The sequence below is a fragment of the Planococcus maitriensis genome (genome assembly GCF_003289925.1).
GTDB classification, from domain to species: Bacteria; Bacillota; Bacilli; order Bacillales_A; family Planococcaceae; genus Planococcus; species Planococcus maitriensis.
This window is the reverse complement of sequence record NZ_QLZQ01000001.1, coordinates 723,610-742,143: the sequence shown is the minus strand read 5'-3', so window position 1 is coordinate 742,143 and position 18,534 is coordinate 723,610. Positions and strand designations below refer to the sequence as shown.

The 18,534-nt window shown below is 50.3% G+C and carries 15 protein-coding genes; 2 read left to right on the top strand and 13 right to left on the bottom strand.

What is annotated here, in order from left to right; translation table 11 throughout:
* Nucleotides 1–83: 83 nt before the first annotated feature.
* The 9 genes from DP119_RS03540 to DP119_RS03500 form a co-directional block, all read right to left on the bottom strand.
* Nucleotides 84–1,769 carry a polysaccharide deacetylase family protein gene (locus DP119_RS03540; RefSeq protein WP_112230906.1) on the bottom strand — a complete coding sequence of 562 codons (1,686 nt, stop codon included), beginning with the start codon at nucleotides 1,767–1,769 and terminating at the stop codon, nucleotides 84–86.
* Between the two features lie 17 nt (nucleotides 1,770–1,786).
* Nucleotides 1,787–2,806, bottom strand: coding sequence for a hypothetical protein (locus tag DP119_RS03535; protein WP_112230904.1), 1,020 nt, complete (start codon nucleotides 2,804–2,806; stop codon nucleotides 1,787–1,789).
* Nucleotides 2,803–4,035 (bottom strand): glycosyltransferase family 2 protein, encoded by a 1,233-nt coding sequence (locus DP119_RS03530; RefSeq protein WP_112230902.1) that lies wholly within the window; start codon nucleotides 4,033–4,035, stop codon nucleotides 2,803–2,805. Before DP119_RS03530 ends, DP119_RS03535 begins: the two co-directional genes overlap by 4 nt.
* Nucleotides 4,032–4,793, bottom strand: coding sequence for a hypothetical protein (locus DP119_RS03525; RefSeq protein WP_112230900.1), 762 nt, complete (start codon nucleotides 4,791–4,793; stop codon nucleotides 4,032–4,034). The genes DP119_RS03530 and DP119_RS03525 overlap by 4 nt, the downstream gene beginning before the upstream one ends.
* A gap of 368 nt (nucleotides 4,794–5,161) precedes the next feature.
* Nucleotides 5,162–5,677, bottom strand: a complete 516-nt coding sequence (locus tag DP119_RS03520) for a hypothetical protein (RefSeq protein WP_112230898.1) — start codon at nucleotides 5,675–5,677, stop codon at nucleotides 5,162–5,164.
* 84 nt (nucleotides 5,678–5,761) lie between these two features.
* Nucleotides 5,762–6,640: a UTP--glucose-1-phosphate uridylyltransferase GalU gene (galU, locus tag DP119_RS03515; RefSeq protein WP_112230896.1), complete on the bottom strand. Its 879-nt coding sequence runs from the start codon at nucleotides 6,638–6,640 to the stop codon at nucleotides 5,762–5,764.
* A 95-nt stretch (nucleotides 6,641–6,735) separates the two neighbouring features.
* Nucleotides 6,736–8,100 (bottom strand): YjiH family protein, encoded by a 1,365-nt coding sequence (locus DP119_RS03510; RefSeq protein ID WP_112230894.1) that lies wholly within the window; start codon nucleotides 8,098–8,100, stop codon nucleotides 6,736–6,738.
* Between the two features lie 36 nt (nucleotides 8,101–8,136).
* Complete coding sequence (locus DP119_RS03505; RefSeq protein WP_112230892.1) at nucleotides 8,137–9,447, bottom strand: aspartate aminotransferase family protein; 1,311 nt, start codon at nucleotides 9,445–9,447, stop codon at nucleotides 8,137–8,139.
* The gene (locus DP119_RS03500) at nucleotides 9,444–10,769 is read right to left on the bottom strand and encodes a sigma 54-interacting transcriptional regulator (protein WP_112230890.1); all 1,326 of its coding nucleotides are present in this window, start codon (nucleotides 10,767–10,769) and stop codon (nucleotides 9,444–9,446) included. Before DP119_RS03500 ends, DP119_RS03505 begins: the two co-directional genes overlap by 4 nt.
* Nucleotides 10,770–10,984: 215 nt before the next feature.
* On the opposite strand from DP119_RS03500, the gene DP119_RS03495 reads away from it, so the two are divergent.
* Together DP119_RS03495 and DP119_RS03490 are read left to right on the top strand one after the other, a co-directional pair.
* On the top strand, nucleotides 10,985–12,163 hold the full coding sequence (locus tag DP119_RS03495; RefSeq protein ID WP_112230888.1) for a processed acidic surface protein: 1,179 nt from the start codon (nucleotides 10,985–10,987) through the stop codon (nucleotides 12,161–12,163).
* A 44-nt stretch (nucleotides 12,164–12,207) separates the two neighbouring features.
* On the top strand, nucleotides 12,208–12,843 hold the full coding sequence (locus tag DP119_RS03490) for a class D sortase (protein WP_420812289.1): 636 nt from the start codon (nucleotides 12,208–12,210) through the stop codon (nucleotides 12,841–12,843).
* A gap of 394 nt (nucleotides 12,844–13,237) precedes the next feature.
* Here DP119_RS03490 and DP119_RS03485 read toward each other — a convergent pair whose 3' ends face one another.
* The 4 genes from DP119_RS03485 to DP119_RS03465 all read right to left on the bottom strand — a co-directional run bounded on the left by DP119_RS03485 (nucleotide 13,238) and on the right by DP119_RS03465 (nucleotide 18,383).
* Nucleotides 13,238–14,677: a trypsin-like peptidase domain-containing protein gene (locus tag DP119_RS03485; RefSeq protein ID WP_112230884.1), complete on the bottom strand. Its 1,440-nt coding sequence runs from the start codon at nucleotides 14,675–14,677 to the stop codon at nucleotides 13,238–13,240.
* A gap of 483 nt (nucleotides 14,678–15,160) precedes the next feature.
* Nucleotides 15,161–15,529, bottom strand: coding sequence for a hypothetical protein (locus DP119_RS03475; RefSeq protein WP_112230880.1), 369 nt, complete (start codon nucleotides 15,527–15,529; stop codon nucleotides 15,161–15,163).
* A 157-nt stretch (nucleotides 15,530–15,686) separates the two neighbouring features.
* The gene (locus DP119_RS03470) at nucleotides 15,687–16,220 is read right to left on the bottom strand and encodes a divergent PAP2 family protein (protein WP_112230878.1); all 534 of its coding nucleotides are present in this window, start codon (nucleotides 16,218–16,220) and stop codon (nucleotides 15,687–15,689) included.
* Nucleotides 16,221–16,352: 132 nt separating this feature from the next.
* Nucleotides 16,353–18,383, bottom strand: a complete 2,031-nt coding sequence (locus DP119_RS03465) for a S8 family serine peptidase (RefSeq protein ID WP_167399185.1) — start codon at nucleotides 18,381–18,383, stop codon at nucleotides 16,353–16,355.
* Nucleotides 18,384–18,534: the final 151 nt, after the last annotated feature.

Genomic DNA, 18,534 nt, shown 5'->3' with positions numbered 1-18,534 from the left:
CCAAAATTATCTTACACTAGCTCGGACAAAAAAACTATGGGGCAGAGAAATTCTCTGCCCCAATCTTTCCCAGATAACCGGCGTCATTGTTTTTCCCAGAATTCACTGTCTGTTTTGCGTCTGCGGAATTTTTGCGCCACAGCAGCTACTGCAATGAGAACGAAAATGACTATCGGGATGGACGCCCACCAAAGATCCCTTGTCGTCTGGGCAACAAGCACACTCATCGGCCGTGAAACGTTAATGTCGCCATCCGCGGTTTCCACCACCATTCCGTCCACTTCGGTTTTATGGTCCATCTCTTTCAAGTCGACCCACTCGTATTGATCGTATTTTTCCAATTTGGTCATCACTTCATCGAATTTCTCGATTCCCAAATATGGATGATAGAAAAACGCTAAATAGCTATCGCTGAATTGAGCGGTGTAATCGGCTTGCTCGATCATTTCATCGACCGCTTTATCATTTTCCGGATCGATATAGCCCATCGTTTCCGGGATGACTTTCATGCCGTGAAGGCCTGCCGGAGTCGATTCATATACCGGCACGAAAGTTCCATCATAGGTCCGGTCGGAAATTTGGATCTGGCCGACATAAGTCGTGAAATACTTGGAAAGCTCTTTATAGCCGGTCTGCGACATGGAATAATGGGGCGCTTCGAAAGCAATCGGATACAATCCTTCCGCCGTCATTTCATAGACCCCGTTCACGATGGAATCGTAAATATGCTCCTGTTCGTAGGGCAAACCGACATTCTGGACGAAATCCCCGTATTCTTCATCTGTTGCGAAATCTTCACGCAGCTTTACTTCATCGGTATTCGACTGGAAGATCGGACGGTCATTCTCCACATCCCAATACTCGAATCCTTCACCGGTTTCATCTTCACGATACTGGTGAAGGTAACCATGTTGAATCAGGCTGGCGCCGTTTTTCTGCATTTCCTTCAGGACATCCACCAATTCGATCGCTTGGGATAGATGGATTCGCTGGCCAGTTTCGGGATTTGTATAGACTGGAACGACCGTCACCGCATAAGGTATATTCCGCTCCGCCAAATAATCGCCGACTTGCTTGACGAGAACCGGATCACTTCTCGGATGGATGTCTTCCAGGCGGATTAATTTCTTCGGCGGTGATTTCTCTTCATCGAAAAAGTCGAAGAAAGATTCACCTACGATATCACTGAGCCTGCCAGTGATCGAGTTGGCAGCGACATAATACAGATTGTCATTTTTAAAGATCAGTGGGTATGTGCCATCGGCTGCCTGCCCTTCATACAGGACATCCATTTGCTCGATACCATTGATGAGCATCATATCCTTCTCTTCCTTCAAATCGAACACTTTCCCATCACCGATTACGCCATCAATTGCACGATAATTCCTGATAGACAGCTCCGGTGCTTCTTTGAAGTACTCAAAATAGTTTCCGATGAACATTTTCTTGACATCATCGTATTGGTCGACAATGAATAATTCCTCTTCTGTCAATTGCCGTTTCCCAAGGCCAAAATAAATGACATGGCTGTAATCGCCTTTCACATATTCAGCAGCAGCTTGTTCAATGGACTGGACGGTGATGTCCGAACTGAAATGCCCCGCCAGCATATCCAGAAGCGGCACTTCTTCCCTTTGCGTCTGTTCTTCTGCATGATACAGTATCAGCACTTTCGCTTCCTTGCCTGGCCCACCATCAGCAGCTGCCATTTGCCACGGGCTCACGGCCAGGATGGTGAGCAGCAATACGAAAGACATGAGTTTCTTCATCGACAGCGCCCCCTTTCCTACTTTGACTCATCTTCCATCATGAGATGGTAATGGATGAAGTCGAAGAAATGCGTTTCGCCTTCGCCATTTTCTTCTATCATTTCTGTCGCGCGGACTTTCACTTCCTCAGCAGCTTCCTCTTCGCCGATCATGAGAAAATATTCGTTCATGAAAAAGTACATTGCGAGCGATTCATAAGTCACTGCCGGTTGAAGGGTCTCACGGTCATACCTTCCGTATAACCGGCCTTCCTCCTCCCACTCGGCCTTAAGCCACTCCTCAAAAAGATCTGAGGATAAACCGATGCGTTCCCGGTTGATGGCGATGAGCAATTGGTCAATCGGATGGACTACATCGCCCTTCACATACACTTCCTCTACCACATCGAAATATTCTGGGAAAAACACTTCATCCTCGTCTACGTTCTCCAGCACACGGTCTGCGTTCATGTCTTTCGGCACATCATCGATTAAATAACTCAAGGTCACTCTCTGTGCCGGGAACTCCACTTCCCAATCATAATAATCGACTGTATATCCATTATTCGTCTGGATACGTGAAATGGTTTCGATAATCCGATCCGCGGTTTCCGAGTACTCTGGCCGGCCGAATAATTGGTCTGCCTGCCTAAGCGCTGCCGCTATGCGTATATCATCGATAAGCGCATTGACTGTTGCGTCTTCAAAAACCAGCCAGTTGATGAAAAAGTTATCCCCTTCTTCCACCACGAATTCATCCATGAGATTTTCATACTGCTCTGCAAATTTCCCTTCGTCTTCCATCATGACCAGGTATTCCATATACAAACCGATGCTTTCGGACAAATATTGGGAATCAGGAGTGGACGGATAGGCATGGATGAACCCATTTTCATCAAAATAGGCTTCCCCAAAACCTTCCGGCACCGCTTGTTGCTCCACCGGCTGTTGTTCATCCGGCGCCTCCTGTCCATCAGGTTGAGGTGAGGGTTCGCTTGCTTCCTCGCTGCAGGCAGCGAGCATCGCTGCCCCCATCACCGGCAAGAGCCATTTCCTCATGAATCCACTCTCCCTTTGAAGCGCTGGGTTTTGTCCCAGGCAATCGTTTTCCTGCGCAATTTGCTCCATGTGTAAGTGGCAACGCTGCGGATCAGCAACAAGATGAACAATTGGGCGTAGGTGAAATACATGATCAGCACATACAGCACATTAGTCAGTGAGACGTTCCGGTCAATGACCAGCGCACTCAAAAGCTGCGCGGTATAGACGATATAGGTCATGAACCACAGCATCATGAGCGGTGCGCCGATGTTCGGGATATCCACTCCCGAGATGCTCAGGATGAAGAAGATGTCCGATATCAGCAGCATCAACACGAAAATAAGGTACGTGAAGAGATGCTGCAAACTGAGCACGAAAGTCCTGCCTTTCCAATGCGACCAATCCTTCATCGATTTCTCCAGCAAATACAGATTGCCCGTCAGCCAGCGTGTCCGCTGCTTGATGAAAGCTTTAAGCGTTTCGGGCTCCTGCTCCCATGTGCGCGAAGTCGGGATGACCGGCAAGACATAGCCTGCAGCCGTCAGCCGCACAGTCAATTCGGCATCTTCCGCCAAGGCATACACATCATAGCCTCCCAATTTCTCGATGACCGATCGGCGCAAAAGCATATTCGTCCCAGCCAGGGATCCAAGTCTGAAAAGTGCCCACCGGCCGCATTGCATCAGCAATTGGAACACTTGGAATTCAAGTGCGATCATGCGGGTCAAGACATTCGTATCAACGTTCTTCGTCTTGACGTATCCGACAGCCCCTGCTGCGTTCGGAACCGTTTCTGCTGCTTGGACCATTTTTTCCAATGCGTCCGGCTCAGGTTCATTATCGGCGTCATAGACGACAAAATAATCCGACTCCGTTACGCTCAACCCGTAATTCAAGACCCGCGATTTGCCCTTCGGGTTACCGGGTGGCACAGGAATATAATGGATGCGGGAAAAGACTTCAGCGAATTCCTGGACGATGGCAGCTGTCCCATCCTTGGAACTGTCATCCAAGAGATAGATGTCGAGCTTGCCTTCGTATTTCAAGCGCGCCATGGCACGCAATGTATTTTCGATGACGATTTCTTCGTTATGGGCAGGGATCAACACGGCCACGCTCGGATAATGTTCGATTTTCGGCGGATTGCGGAACCGCAGCCGATACCAGACACCTCCGATTGTCACCGCGGAATAGAACAGCAGCAAAATCCAAAACAGGACAACTGTGGCTGTGATGAGTATATTCATATCGCTTTACCCAAAGCACGTGACAATTCATTCAGATTGGACACCTGCTCCTTCCTGACTTCATAGGGCGAATCCAGTAAATTCAATTCCTGTTTCACTTTATCGCGGTAGCGCTCCATCATGAGGCGCACGCCTTCCTCGTCTATATCCTTAAGCAACAGGTAGATCGACTGCCCGGTCGAAGTGGCCAGGTCGAACTTCTGGCGGATTGTCGACAAAGTCGCCCGCTCCAATGATTCTTTGATATTCTGTTGGGTGCGCTTGTTTTTCGTAGTGATCATGATTTCCACGAACCACGCCTCTTCCTGGCGGCGCTCTGTGGTCTTGAGCACCCATTGCGCCTGCTCCGTGAACTCATTGACGGTCAGGATGTCCGTTTCCCCATGATATTTCTGGAGAAGCTGCACTTGCCGGCGCAATTCACTCGCCTCGTAGCCGATTTGCTTGATCTGGTTCAGCAGGAGCCAAAAAGACAAGATGAAGCCGGTAAACAGCAGATGGCTGTAAACGTACATGAGTTCCAAATCCGGCCGCTGCGTGAAGAAAAACGCAAATATCGTCAAGAAAACCCCATAGCTCAAAATGATGCTTATGCCGTACAGGAATACATAACGCTCATGGATCAATGTCATGAATAAGATGGATAGCCCCGCCACGAGCAGCATTTCGGTGGAAAAAGGCAGAACCAGCGAGAATAACGCCCAACCGAATCCAAGCACCATCAAAATCAGAATTCCGAGCTTCAAATTGTTTTTCATTCCGCCCACCCCATCGCATAGGTTAATATACCTGTTATTTATTCCAATATTATAAATATTGAAATATCATAAACCTATACTACTACAGAACGGTAATTTAAACTAGTATAAATAGTATTGTCAGTAATAATATCCTGTTATTTTTTAATTTTAGTAGTCATTAATGACTATATAATTCTAATTTTCAGATATCATTGCTGCCATGCAAAAAGGCATATTAAGCCCAATCCAAAGCTGATGAAAGCGGATGCAAAGATTGCGCATGGATTTCTGGATTTATTTGATAGAATTTTTCCGATCCGCACCCATGTCCCCCGCCTTTTCCATCTACAGGCAAATAAAAAAGCTGCCTGGTTGGCAGCTTTTTTCTATAAATACGTATACATGACAGGATTGTCCATGTTTTTCTTTAAGCGCTTGAAACCGTTTTTCTTATAGTAGGCACGGATTTTTTTATTATAGGCTTCATCCTGCTTGGATGTATTCGTATAATAGCCCGGAATGACGACCAGCAGTTCAACATCCAGAAAACGCAGCTCATCAAGCATCTTCTGCCCGAACGATTCCCCGATGCCTTTGTTGCGCTCTCCCTCGACAACCTGCAGATCGTCGAATACGGCAACTAAGCCAAAGACATCATCAATATCCGGTATATGCTTCAGATCCCGGTAAACTTCCCCCAGGCCTTCGGAGATGTGTTCTGCATACATGGCCAGCGATTCAAGCGAACTGCGCTGGGGATTGAACAAATAGAAATGGGCATCACCGACTTGCGCCTGCTCTTCCTGGCTTTTCAAGATACAATCTGCTTTACAGGCAAAGATTTCAGTCCCCGGCCGCATCTCCATCCGATAGTCGACGTGGATATCGTCTTCTGTAATCATCGAATCTCCTCCTTCACAGTGTCTATTCAGTTATTTACATCAAGTATGTCATTTATTGTCTGAAAATTCAATCACTATCGGGAACTATTCTCTCTTCTTTTCTTCAGCCAGTTTCCTCTCGAAGAGTTCGAGCAACTGTGTTTTCAGTTCAGGGCGCTGCAGGGCGAATTCGATCGTCGTTTCGATGAACCCGTATTTTTCTCCTACATCGAAACGCTTGCCTTCAAAAGCGAGTGAATGGACGGGGCGGATCGCATTCAGCTTTTCGATGGCATCGGTCAATTGGATTTCCCCGCCAGCCCCCGGCTCCTGCTCTTCAAGCAAACGGAAGATTTCCGGAGTCAGGACATACCTGCCCATGATGGCAAAATTGGAAGGGGCGTCGCCAGGCCCAGGCTTTTCGACGAAATGGTCGACCTTCATGAGCGGCCCAACGATATCGGACGGGGCGATGATGCCATAGCGATGGGTTTCATCCTCGCTTACTTCCTTGACGCCGATGACCGGGCTGCCTGTTTTCTCGAACTGCTCGATTAACTGAAGGAGCGCTGGCGGATCATTTTGGACAATATCATCCCCGAGCAGCACAGCAAACGGTTCATCACCGATGAAATGACGCGCCGACCAAATCGCATGGCCAAGGCCGAGGGGCTGTTTTTGGCGGATGTAGTGTATTTCCACATTCGAGGTGGCAAGAACCGAATCGAGCATATCGAGCTTTCCTTTTTCTTGGAGGATATGCTCGAGTTCAAAGGCATGGTCGAAATGATCTTCGATGGCACGTTTCCCTTTTCCCGTAACGATGATGATGCTGGTGATGCCTGATGCAATCGCTTCTTCAACGATATACTGGATGGTCGGTTTATCGACAATCGGCAGCATTTCTTTCGGCATCGCTTTTGTCGCAGGCAAGAAACGGGTCCCGAGGCCAGCTGCGGGGATGATCGCTTTTGTAATCTTCATGGTTCTCCTCACCTTTCCAAACACAGTCGTTTACTTGTGAGTATAGCATTTATTTCCAAAAACAAAAAAGCCTCCGCGATTGCGGAGACTCCTGCTTATATGAAAAGATGGGCGAACAGGACGATGACCGGCAAGGTGATCGCTGTGCGCAACAGGAAGATGGCCAACAGTTCCCAGAACTTTACCGGGATGTTCGAACGCAGGATCAAGATGCCGATTTCCGACATATAGATCAATTGCGTAAGCGACATGCCGGCGATGACGAATTTCGTCAAATCGCTTTCGATCCCGCTCCCGAGCACTGCGGGCAGGAACATATCCGCGAATCCGACCAATAAAGTCGGTGCCGCTTGCGCCGCTTCCGGCAAGCCCAGAAGCGTCAGCAGCGGAATGAGCGGATAAGCGATGATGCGGAAAATCGGCGTATATTCCGCGATGACCAAAGCGGCCGTTCCGAGAGCCATGACCAGCGGGATCAAGCCAAGCCAGATATCCATGACCGTGCCGATGCCCGACTGCGCCAGTTTCTTGCCGCTTGCGGCTTGGCTCGCTTTCAAGCGTGCGGCTTCAAATCCCCATTTGAGCAAGGAAACATTTTCCGGAACGCTGTCGTCGATTTGTTTCCCGACACCTTCCCGGTATGTATCGGTTTTGCGCGACAATGGCGGAATGCGCGGCATGATGACAGCCGCGACGAGGCAGGCGACTGAAACCGCCAGATAGAACGGCAGGAACAGGTGGCCGATCCCGATGACATTTGCGACGACTAGGCTGAATGCGACTGAAGCGATCGAGAACGTCGTCGCGATGACCGCAGCTTCGCGTTTCGTGTAATAGCCTTCATCGTATTGTTTCATCGTTACCAAGACCCCGACAGGCGCAGCGCCCATCCAGGAAGCCATCGCATCGATCGAAGAACGCCCCGGAAGCGTGAACACCGGGCGCATGATTTTATTGAGCAAAGTTCCCACGAATTCCATCAAGCCGAACTCGACGAGGAGCGGCAGGAGAATGCCGGCAAACAAGAACCAGGTCAACAGCACCGGCGCCAGATCGTAAAGCACGACGCCGCCTGTATTGCGCGATGCAATCGCTTGCGGGCCGATTTCATAGAACGCCATGATGCCGACCGCAAATCCGAGAAAGCGGATTGCCAAGCTGACGGGCACGATGATGAAAATCGGGCGAAGCATTTCTGAATTCCGGATAAAGCCGGGTTTCGCGACCGTCGCCGCCAAGCCTGCGAATGCCGAGAAGCCGAGAAGAATTAAGATGAAGCCAGGAATCCACTCCCCGAATGTCGATAGCAGGAATGAGGCCAGAATGCCGACCCCGATCGTAATTTGCCCATCATATGAAACTGGGACAAGGAATAATAATGCCCCGATCAAGGATGGGATGATGAATTTCCATGTTGCGGATGACGATAAGGCCTGTTTCTCTTTTGGAATGCTGGTCATGAACGTTTCCCCCTTTTGTAAAATCCCCTTCAATTGTTACTGCAAATTCGCCAATGCCTTGTCCAGTACTTTGATGCCCTCATTGATCTGTTCTTTTGTGACCGTCAGCGGCGGAATCATCCGGATGACTTCCCCTGAATTGCCGCACAAATAGAACAGCACCCCTTGCTTCAGGCAGTCGTCCAATACCGTCATGACCGCTTCGCCGTCCGGGCGCCCTGTTTTGGGGTCCGTCAATTCGATGCCGATCATCAGCCCGACGCCACGCACTTCTCGGATGGCCGGATGTTTTCGCTTCAGCTTGCCCAACTCCTCCAATGCATAAGCACCGAGCGTCCGGGCATTCTCCAATAGCCGCTCTTCTTTCAGCACTTCGATCGATGCAAGCGCTGCGGAACAAGCGAGCGGATTGCCGCCGAATGTCGTCCCGTGCGTGCCGAGCGGCCATTGATCCATCAATTCTTTCGATGCGACTGTCGCACTGAGCGGAAGCCCGGCAGCGATGCCTTTCGCCACAGCCATGATGTCAGGCGTGACGCCAAAGGTCTGGGCAGCGAACCAATTGCCGGTGCGGCCGAAGCCGGTCTGCACTTCATCGAATATCAACAGGATACCGTGGCGGTCGCAGATTTCACGGACTTTCTCGAGCCATTCTTTCGGCGGGATGATGTAACCGCCTTCCCCGAGCACCGGCTCCAGGATGATGCAGGCGACTTCTTCGGGCGTTACTTGGTGATTGAAGAGCTTTTCCATATCGCGCTCCAGTTTTTCAGGGAAGAACACAGAAGGATCCGCCCCTTCAGGCAAATCATCCGGATGGGCATAAGGCAATTGATAGGTCAGCCAAGACGGCTGCATGTGCTTGCGGTATTTGCTTTTCGACGTCGACACGCTGAGCGCGCCCATCGACCGGCCATGGAAACAGCCGGTGAACGACACTACGTACGGGCGTTTCGTGACGTATTTCGCAAGCTTGATGCCGCCTTCGATGGCCTCTGTCCCGCTATTGGCGAAAAAGAAATTATCCAGTTTTCCGGGCATGATTTGCTGGAGTTCATATGCCAGCTTCAAGATCGATTCATAGATGATGACGCCGGATGGGCCGTGAATCAACTGGTCCGCCCCGTCCTTGATTGCCTGGACGACTTTCGGATGGCGATGGCCGACATTCTCCACCGCGATCCCTGAGGTAAAATCCAAATAGGTGCGCCCATCCGCCCCGTAGTAATAACATCCTTCCGCTTTGACGACCGGAAGATTCGGGTGGTCTTTCGCCATGCTCGGCGCCAGCAGATTGCCGATCGAGTTCGTCATTTCCATCCAGCCCTGTGTTTGTTTCGTTGTCATAAGTCTTCATCCTTTCCTGTTGCAATGGCATGCTTTTTCAGTTTGCGCACGACGGACGGCTGGCTGATGCCGAGCCTTTCCGCCATTTCAGTCGTCGTCCGGTAGCGTTTCTTGGCGTTCTCCAGCACTTTCTTCTCGACCACGTCAAGCAGATGCGGCAAGGTGCGGCCTTCAAGTTCGATGCCGACCTGTTCGTCTTTTGCCGGGCGGTAGCTCGCGGGAAGATCCCCGAGCTGGATTTCAGCGTGCTCGCTTTCGAGATAGCTGCGTTCGAGCACATTGCGCACTTCCCGGAAATTGCCTTTCCATTCAAGCTGCAATAGATGGACATACGCCGGATCCGCCAGCTTTTTCCGGGTGCCGTATTTATCCCCGAGTTCCTCGAGCGTCTGCGACAAGAACGCTTCCAGGTCTTCCGGCCGTTCACGCAGCCCCGAAAGCCTGATAAGTGAAACATGCAATAGGTAGAATAAAGCTTCGCGGAATCCGCCATCTTGCATACGCTCTTCCAGCGAAGTTTCGCTGATGGCGATCAGCCGGATGTCGCGTTTTTTCGCAAGCATTTTTTCAAGTATCGACTGCGTCCGGGCTGATAGCTGGTCAATTTCGTTCAAAACGAGCGTGCCGCCTTCCGCTAGGCTGAAATAGCCGCCTTCGCCTTCGAACGATTCAATGAAGATCGTTTCCGGGATAGATCCGCAATCGACTTCGATAAAGGCTTCATCCCTTTTGGCGCTATGTTGGTGAATCAATTTGGCAAATAGGCTTTTGCCGGTTCCACGCGGGCCTTCAATCACGAGGGAAGCATCGTATTCCGCCATCTTCATGGCGCTGCGCAGCGCACGTTCGGATTGTGCGCTGTGGGCAATGATTCCCTCCACAGGCAACTGCCTGCCGCGCAAATATGCCAACTCCCCCTTGACCCGGTCCATCTCCGTTTCGAGCGATTCCAGGTATTCTTTCATGACCATCAACTCCGACACTTCATAGGAATAGCTGATGACATATTCCACTTCACGCTGTTCATCGAATACCGGCATTCCGGTGATGAGCATTTTTTTGCCGGCTGCGGTCTGCTGGACGAGCGCCATTTTTTTCTTTCGTTCGATCACAAGCGGCGTGACAGCTGGCGTAAAGACACCTTCCTGTTCCAACTCATAGATCGACCGGCCCAGCAAAGCGGAAGGTTCCAACCCATAATGCAAGCCGCTCATTTCCGTTACTTTAATGATGCGCCCTTCCCGGTTAGTGATGATGATGTCTTCATCGTGCATGGCCATGACCTCTTCAACGGCGTCCGGCACAAGTAAATGTCGGTGCATGTTTTCACCTCATCTATTCATTATTGTATAGACTATACGATAATGAATAATTAAAAAGCAAGACAATTCGAACAATTATTTCTTTTAATTTCGAAAAGCTAACGATTTTCAATTGGAAAACACTTTTTATAATCAAATAGACCTATTCCAGAAGACTTACTTCAAGACTATACTATTCTAGATATTCCATTTATTACACATATAGGAGGATTCAAATGAAGGGTGCGTTAACAATGATCACTGCCCTCTTATTGGCTATCGCGATCGGGACGGTTCCGGCGCTTGCCATTTCAGAGGACGACCGCGGTTTTAACCGCTTATTGGCCGAAATTGGCTGGGAAAAAGCGGATTACATCGATTACCTGGATAGCAAAGGTTGGACGCTGGATGATTTTTATTCTTCCAGGGAACTCGGCACACCTCTCACAGAAGAGGGCATTGCACAAATCATGGACACATACGGCTTGACACGGGCTGAATTGAACAGCCTTCTAGAGGAATTCGGCGACTTGGATGAAGGTGTGGATGTATTGGATGGGGATTTCATTATTTTTATGGAAGAACTGGAAGGCTCGGTCGATTTCTACGTGAATTTCGATCAAACATTGACGCCGATCACCGAGGCGAACTTAGCTTTATTGCTTGAGGATTTCGGCTTTGCTTCCAAAGAAGAACTGGAGGAATTCCTTAACTTATTCGATGATTCAATCGCCAATTATGAATTCATCGAGGACTTGGAGAGCTCCATCATGTTCTATCAGGAAGACTGGCTGTTTGACATGGATTTGGAGGGCGTATTCGCTGAATTCGGCTTGACTGAACAGGAACTTGAACGCCTCGCCCAGCATTTTGAAACGCTTGATTACACGAATCCGCAATTCGAAGAACGCTTGATGGAACTCAGCGAGCGCATGATGGCAATCGAGGAATTCTCCACGGTGACCGAATTATCCGCCGAACAAATCGCGGAACTCCTGTCAATCTACGACGAATTCATGGAAATCTTCGAAATGGAAGCCAAGTACTATTTCGTCAAAGGCGATGAGAAAAAAGAAATGAGCGTCCAATCCCTCATTTCCCTTGAGTCGACGGACGGATATGACCTCCTGATCGAACTCTATAATCTGCAAGGCGATTTTCTGGCGGATATCTTGTTGACAGCGGACATGTTCGGGTCGGAGCTCATCATCGATACCGGAAAAGAATTGGAAGACAGCACACCGGCGGTTACACCGCCGCCCAAAAAGCCCGCTGATAACACGAACCAAACTGTCAAGGGCGGAAAGTTGCCGAAAACGGCCAGTGATTTCGCCCAAAACGCTGCTGTCGGGCTTGGCTTTGCCGCATTCGGTGTCTGGTTGTTCAGGCGTTCGCGGGTGAAGCGCGCAGCATGAACAAAAAGAAAATTTCCTGGCTAATGACAATGGCGGCAGCGGGAATGATCGGCTTCGGCCTTTGGTTCAGCGGCACGCAAGCAGCAACTTTCGCGAAAGGCTACCTTCTATATAAAGCGGATTCAGTCGCTGCAGAGGATTTCGCGCCCAAGCTCCAGACGACAAACGCTGAAGTCTCTCTGCCGGATGCTGCGCCGAATGAATCCCCACAGGGTCCAATCGAAGAAACTAAAGAAGTAGCCCAACTCCCGAAAGACATCCAGTATCCGACAGATCCACAAATCGGTGACTTGATAGGCGAATTGATCATCCCGAAACTCGGGGCAAGCCTGCCGATCATCCACGGCACCGATGAAGACGAATTGGAGAAAGGCGTCGGCCATTATGCGGGAAGCGTCCTGCCGGGGCAATCCGACAACTCCGTTCTGTCGGGGCATCGCGATACGGTATTCCGGGAACTTGGAAAAGTCGGCAAAGGGGACGAGTTCATCGTCAATACCGCTGATGGCACGTTCACTTACCGCGTCCGCCAAGTGCGCATTGTCGATGAAGACGACCGTACCGTCATCGTCCCGAAACCGAGGGCGACGTTGACGGTCTCGACGTGCTATCCTTTCGATTTCGTCGGCTATGCGCCAGAACGCTATATTCTCGTAGCTGACCTCATCTCGAGCAGCTAAACGAAAGACCGCAGACTTCCTAAAGGAAGCTGCGGTCTTTTTTATTCAATAGAAAAGTCTATTAATACATTTCGAATTAGAATGGAATTGGTTTTTAGTACTTTCAAAAATCAATGATCTATCTAAGTATTTGGGGAAGCGTTCGCTCGTAAACCCTTCTGCTCAATAATGCCGCGCATTACTTTCGCAAAGATAATGTCTCCCGCAGGTCAATTTTATCTTTCCAGTGGAACAGCGTAAGCGACGAGACGACCGAGACCCCGCAAGATGCGCAGCGGCTGAGGAGGCTTTGGCGCGAGCCCACGGAAAGCGAGCGATAAGCTTCGGAAAATACCACTTCTTACCTTTCTCCACAAGCTGAGAAAAGCCCTGAATTCTCATTCAGGGCTTTTCACTATTCCACGTTGACGATATCGGAAATATAGAAGAATCCGTAATCGTCCATGACGATCGTATAAACTTTCGTGCGTTCCTGCACCGACCAATTGCCTTCCGCATCCTTGAACTCGAATGCTTCTTCCGTATGGACAAGGGCATGGTCTTCCTTGATTTCGATATTGGTGATATCAAGCTTGTTGAAAATATGCTCCATGTTTTTGCCGGCAATCTGGTCGATGTACTCGATCATGCTATTGTAGATATCGCTTTGGTAGACCAGCAAGTTCTGGACATAATAGAAATCTTCTTCCTGCAATGCCAGTTCGTAGAATTCCTGATAGCTCACGACAAATTCCGTCAACGACTCTTCGGTGAATTCATGTGTCGTGCTGTAATCGAATTCGTAGTTTTCATCTTCATAGCTGCTGTCGAAATCATCGTAGACCGGGAAAATCTTGGCGACCGCTTCACGGCTCATCGGATTCTTCGCCCACGCATCCAATTGGTCATACATCGAATAGAGCGGGATGGAGAATCCGATTGAATCCCCTTCAGGGAAAAGCAGTGAATTGATGCCGATCACTTTCCCTGTTCCTGCGTCAAGAAGCGGACCGCCGCTTGAACCCGGCGCAAGCGCCGCATCGATCTGGTAGATATTCTCATACGTGAACTCCTGGTAGAAATCACGGTCGATGCCCGTCAAATAACCCATAGACGCGGTATTCTCAAAACCGGACGGGCTGCCGAGCGCGATAACTTCGGTCCCCACATCGGTTGCTGCCATCTCGACTTCCAAAGGCTCGATGCCCGTTAAATCATTCACTTGGATCAAGGCGATGTCGGATTCAGCTGAAATACCGACGACTGTCCCTTCATGGTCCTGGCCATTGATATTGCGCACGATGACATCCGTGTACCCTGACACAACGTGAGCGTTTGTCACGACCATGCCCGTTTCCGTAAACAGGAACCCGGACCCCTGGCCGCCTTCCGTCAAGATGGTGTAGACGCGTGACTGTGCGTCTTTAATGATGGCCGTCTTGTCTTTTTTCTTCGGCTCGACTTTTTCTTCCTGGTCGGAAGGATGGGTGATATTTTCCGCTTTTGTCACGGTACCCTCTACCGGTTCTTCAGAAGACACTTGCGTTTCCGGTTCTTCTACCGGCATTTCCTCTTCCGCCGGCTCTTCTTCCACCGGTTCTTCCTCAGGCACCTCTTCAGGAACCTCCTCAGACGCCTCGGTATCTTCCTGCGGCAATGCCACTTCCGGCTCTTCCTCGCCCAATAGCTGCCCTAGTCCAAATCCAAGCCCCAATAATACGGCCAACAATACGAGCGCATAAACGAATTTATTGCGCTTCGGTTTGCGTTGCTTTCTTGTGGCAAGCGGCGCTCCGCAATTATCACAGAACTTTGCAGACTCATCATTCATCGTGCCACACTTAGTGCATTTCATAGCTGTACCTCCTGCCGGACATAATTCATCCCCGAATTTTCTTCATTATAAACCTTAGAACGCCAAACCTCCACCTTAGGTTGCCTTTGTAATATTTTGTTCTCAATTGGTAATAAAATTCAAAATTCAGAACGGTAATCAGTAGGCCTTTGTATGTATGAAAAGCGTTTGAAGCGTTGATTTTCTTGCCTTCTCCAAAAATCGAATAAAAATAAGGTCTCGTTCTTTTGGGAAATGCTTTGGAAATATGGAGTAGGAGATTAGGGCTTGCCAGCTTCGGTACATTATAAAAGCTTCTTTTTTTGCGGTTTATGTCACTTAATTGGGCCAGACAGCCAAATGGATAGTTTACGTTCTGTCCCATCCCCGAATAATTGTCTCCCGTTTGGGCTGGCCTCCCCCTAATAAGTGTAATTTCCACTAAAAAAAGCAATGCCTCAGCATCGCTTCCTGCACTCGTGCCTATTGCAACCCTCTACAGAGTCAGCGGACATCGATTCCGTTCACCGATTCCTGCAACTCCAAGACCTCGCCGAATAATTCTGCGTCCGCTTTCCCGCTCGCTTTAGCTTGCTCATTCACGCGTTGCAGCAATTCGTCCAACTGGCTTTGAATATCCTGATATTCATCGATCGTCAATATATCTTTGCTGCCCACCTGCCGTTCCAGCTGTTCCAATTCTTGATCCACATCGCCGTGAGGGCCTAAGCGTTCGATCACTTCACGCCCCGGCTCATGTTTTTTGCCGCCCGGTGAATTCTCGCTTGCCAAAGTCGCAGGATCGAAATGTGCCGTGAATACCAGTCCAAAAGCGAATGCCGAAAGTGAAATGTTCAGAGCAGAAATCTTCAAACGATCGTCCTCCTTCGAATGGGTCTGCTTTCACTTCTAGGCTAACCGATTTTCCCGTTTCCGTAACCCCTTTGGCGACAGTCTTCATCAATACTTAACAAACTTTACACTGCGTTTTCAGCACAAAGAAAAAAACCGCTTCGACAGCGGTTTTTCCTTATCTGTAATCTTCACGGGTCATGCGCCCATTGTAAGGCAAGCGTTTTTGCTGCTCCAGATCACGTTCACGGTTCTCGATCTTGGCGGCAACGATGCCGAGCAAGGTGCCGAATGCGGCTCCCGCGAATACTTCAATCGGCTGGTGGCCGAGCAGTTCTTTCAATTCTTTATCACGCTCCACAAATTCAAAGCTCGGGAACTCCCCGGAAATTTTCGTGAAGCTGTCCTCGAGGTCATTGACCAGCTGGGCGATCTCGCCTGTGTGGCGCCGTATGCCTTGTGCATCGTACATGACGATCGCACCGAACACGACAGCGAGTGCCGTTTCCGTGTGGCGCGCGCCTTTATTCGATGCAACATATGCGGCAAGTGCCGAGACCCCCGCCGAGTGGGAGCTTGGCATGCCGCCGGTCGTGAAGGCTTGCTGCCAATCCCATTTTCCTGCCACCACTTTATGCGTGACGATTTTCAAGCCTTGTGCGATGCCGATCGCCCCGAGCGACGTGATCATTCCGCGGTTCATCTTTCTCATCTTTTCATCCTCCAATACAGTAGCTGCTGCGGCAAGTGCCGCCTGATAATTCCCTTTACCCTGAAATCCCCAAAGATATGTAAAGGCAGGGAATATTTTTGGAGGAAACGCCCGGAAAAAGTGTTTTGCCCTTTATTTTAATTGCAAATCGACTTCGAATTTCACATCGGGCGCCACTGCGCCTTTGCTGCCGAAGATCGTAAATGCCGGATACACGGGAAGCAAGCTTTTTGTCGGGGACGGCACCGAGTTTGCGGCAGTCAATAAAATTGGCGCGTCCTTTTTCGCTGCCAGGACCGAGCCCGCTAAAGCGTCGGGAAAATTCGTTCCGGTTGCGATAAAGGCTTTCTGTTTCCCCATCGGCAAGCCTTGGTTGATCAATTTGCCGGTATCGTAGCGGCTGGTCCCTCCATAGCGTGTGGCGCCAGGCAATTGCGCCATGACGGCATTGCTGACTGCACCGGTCCCCCCGGTGACGATCGTCGAAGTCTTACCGGACAGGGCGGCTTTTGTTTCAGCTGGCAATGTGCCGGTTCGCGTCAGCAAAATCGGGATGCCGTTTTTCGCCGCATACGGGGAAACGGAAAGGACATCCGGGAAATTTTGCCCGTTGGAGACCACTGCCCGGTCACTGTCGATTTTTTTAGCGATCAAGGCGGCCGTATCATAGCGCGTCTTGCCGCCAATGCGGTCGACATGGGCCACTAGCTGGCGCACTTGCTTTTCAACCGTAGCCGATAGCGCCCCGCTGCTGCCGAGGAGGATGGCATTGACGGGCTTCAATCGGCGGATTTCAGCGGCAGCGGCCGGATGGAGGGCATCCCCTTTCGTCAGCAGGATCGGCGCGTTTTCCTGGTAGGCAAGCGGACCGCCGGCCAATGCATCCGGAAAGTCAGTGCCTGTCGCGATGACGACTGTCGAGGCGGAATTCCATCCAGCTTTGGAAATGGCAACTGCCGTATCGTAGCGGCTCGCGCCGGCCAGCCGGTCCGACCAATGGCCGGCATCCAAAGTGAGGGCACGGTCGACATTCACGCGGCCGTGGCCGTAATAATCATCTTTTCCAGCTGCCCCCAAGTCTTTTGCGGTCAGCATTAAGCGCCCCGCGATATCGGAGTTGCTGAGGTTCGGCTCATTCGCTTTGACCAGCGCCGCAGCTCCCGAAACGATCGGCGTAGACATGGAAGTACCGTCCATTTCGCCGAATAATTCATTAGGTAATATGGAGAAAACGCCTGAGCCCGGGGCAGCGATATCAATCGTTTTGCCGAAGTTCGAAAATCCGGAGCGCGCATCTGCCGCATCGGTCGAGGAGACCGAAACGACTTCTTTATAGGCAGCCGGGTAATATGGCGAGCTGATGCCATCGTTGCCGGCCGCAGCTACAACGAGGACATTTTTGGAATGCGCATATTGCACAGCTTCTCTTAAAACCTCCGTGTCGGCATAAGCGACCAGGCTCATATTGATGATGTCTGCCCCATGGTCCACTGCGTGATAAACGCCGGCGGCCACATCCGAGATGAAACCATCCGCCCCGTCGAATACATCAATCGGCATGATACTCGTCGACGGTGCCACGCCGACACCGAACGATCCATTATCCATATTGCCGGCGATAAGCCCTGCAACATGTGTCCCGTGGATTTCTACGCTCACATCCCCGGGTTTCCCCGTGATGATATTGAATGGCGAAACGGTACGCCCTTTCAGATCGGGGTGCAGCAAATCGAATCCATCATCGATTACCGCCACGAGCACATCCGCTTTTCCGGTCGTCTTATCCCAGGCGGATTCTGAACCGATCAGCCGGTGGTGGTATTGATACCCCGCGTAATACGGGTCGCCCGGGATGGCGGCCAATTCCACGCGCCGGTCCGGTTCGATATATTCTATATCGCCTTGCTTGGCGAGCTTCGCCATGAACGATTCCATGTTCTGGCCCTCTGGCACATCGAACGTGACGATTTGCCCGTTGCCTGTTTCCGTTGTCATGACTTTCTGTGCAGCAGCTGCGCCTTCCATGATGGCTTCTTCCCGCAGTTTGACGATGACCCGTTCTGCAGGTTTTTCCGTCGGCCCCTGCGCTTGTGCCGTTGTAACGATACCGATCAGAGAAAGGGCTATTGTCATAGCCGCCAATGCTATAGATGTCTGTTTCATGGTCATTCCCCTCACTATCCCATAGTCTTTCCACCCTATATTTTCTGATAATTCAAATAGATATTTACGAAAATTATACGTCGTTTCCGGACAAATGCCTAGACTATGTAAAAATTCTTTGGAATTCCGATAAAAAATGGATATTAATCTC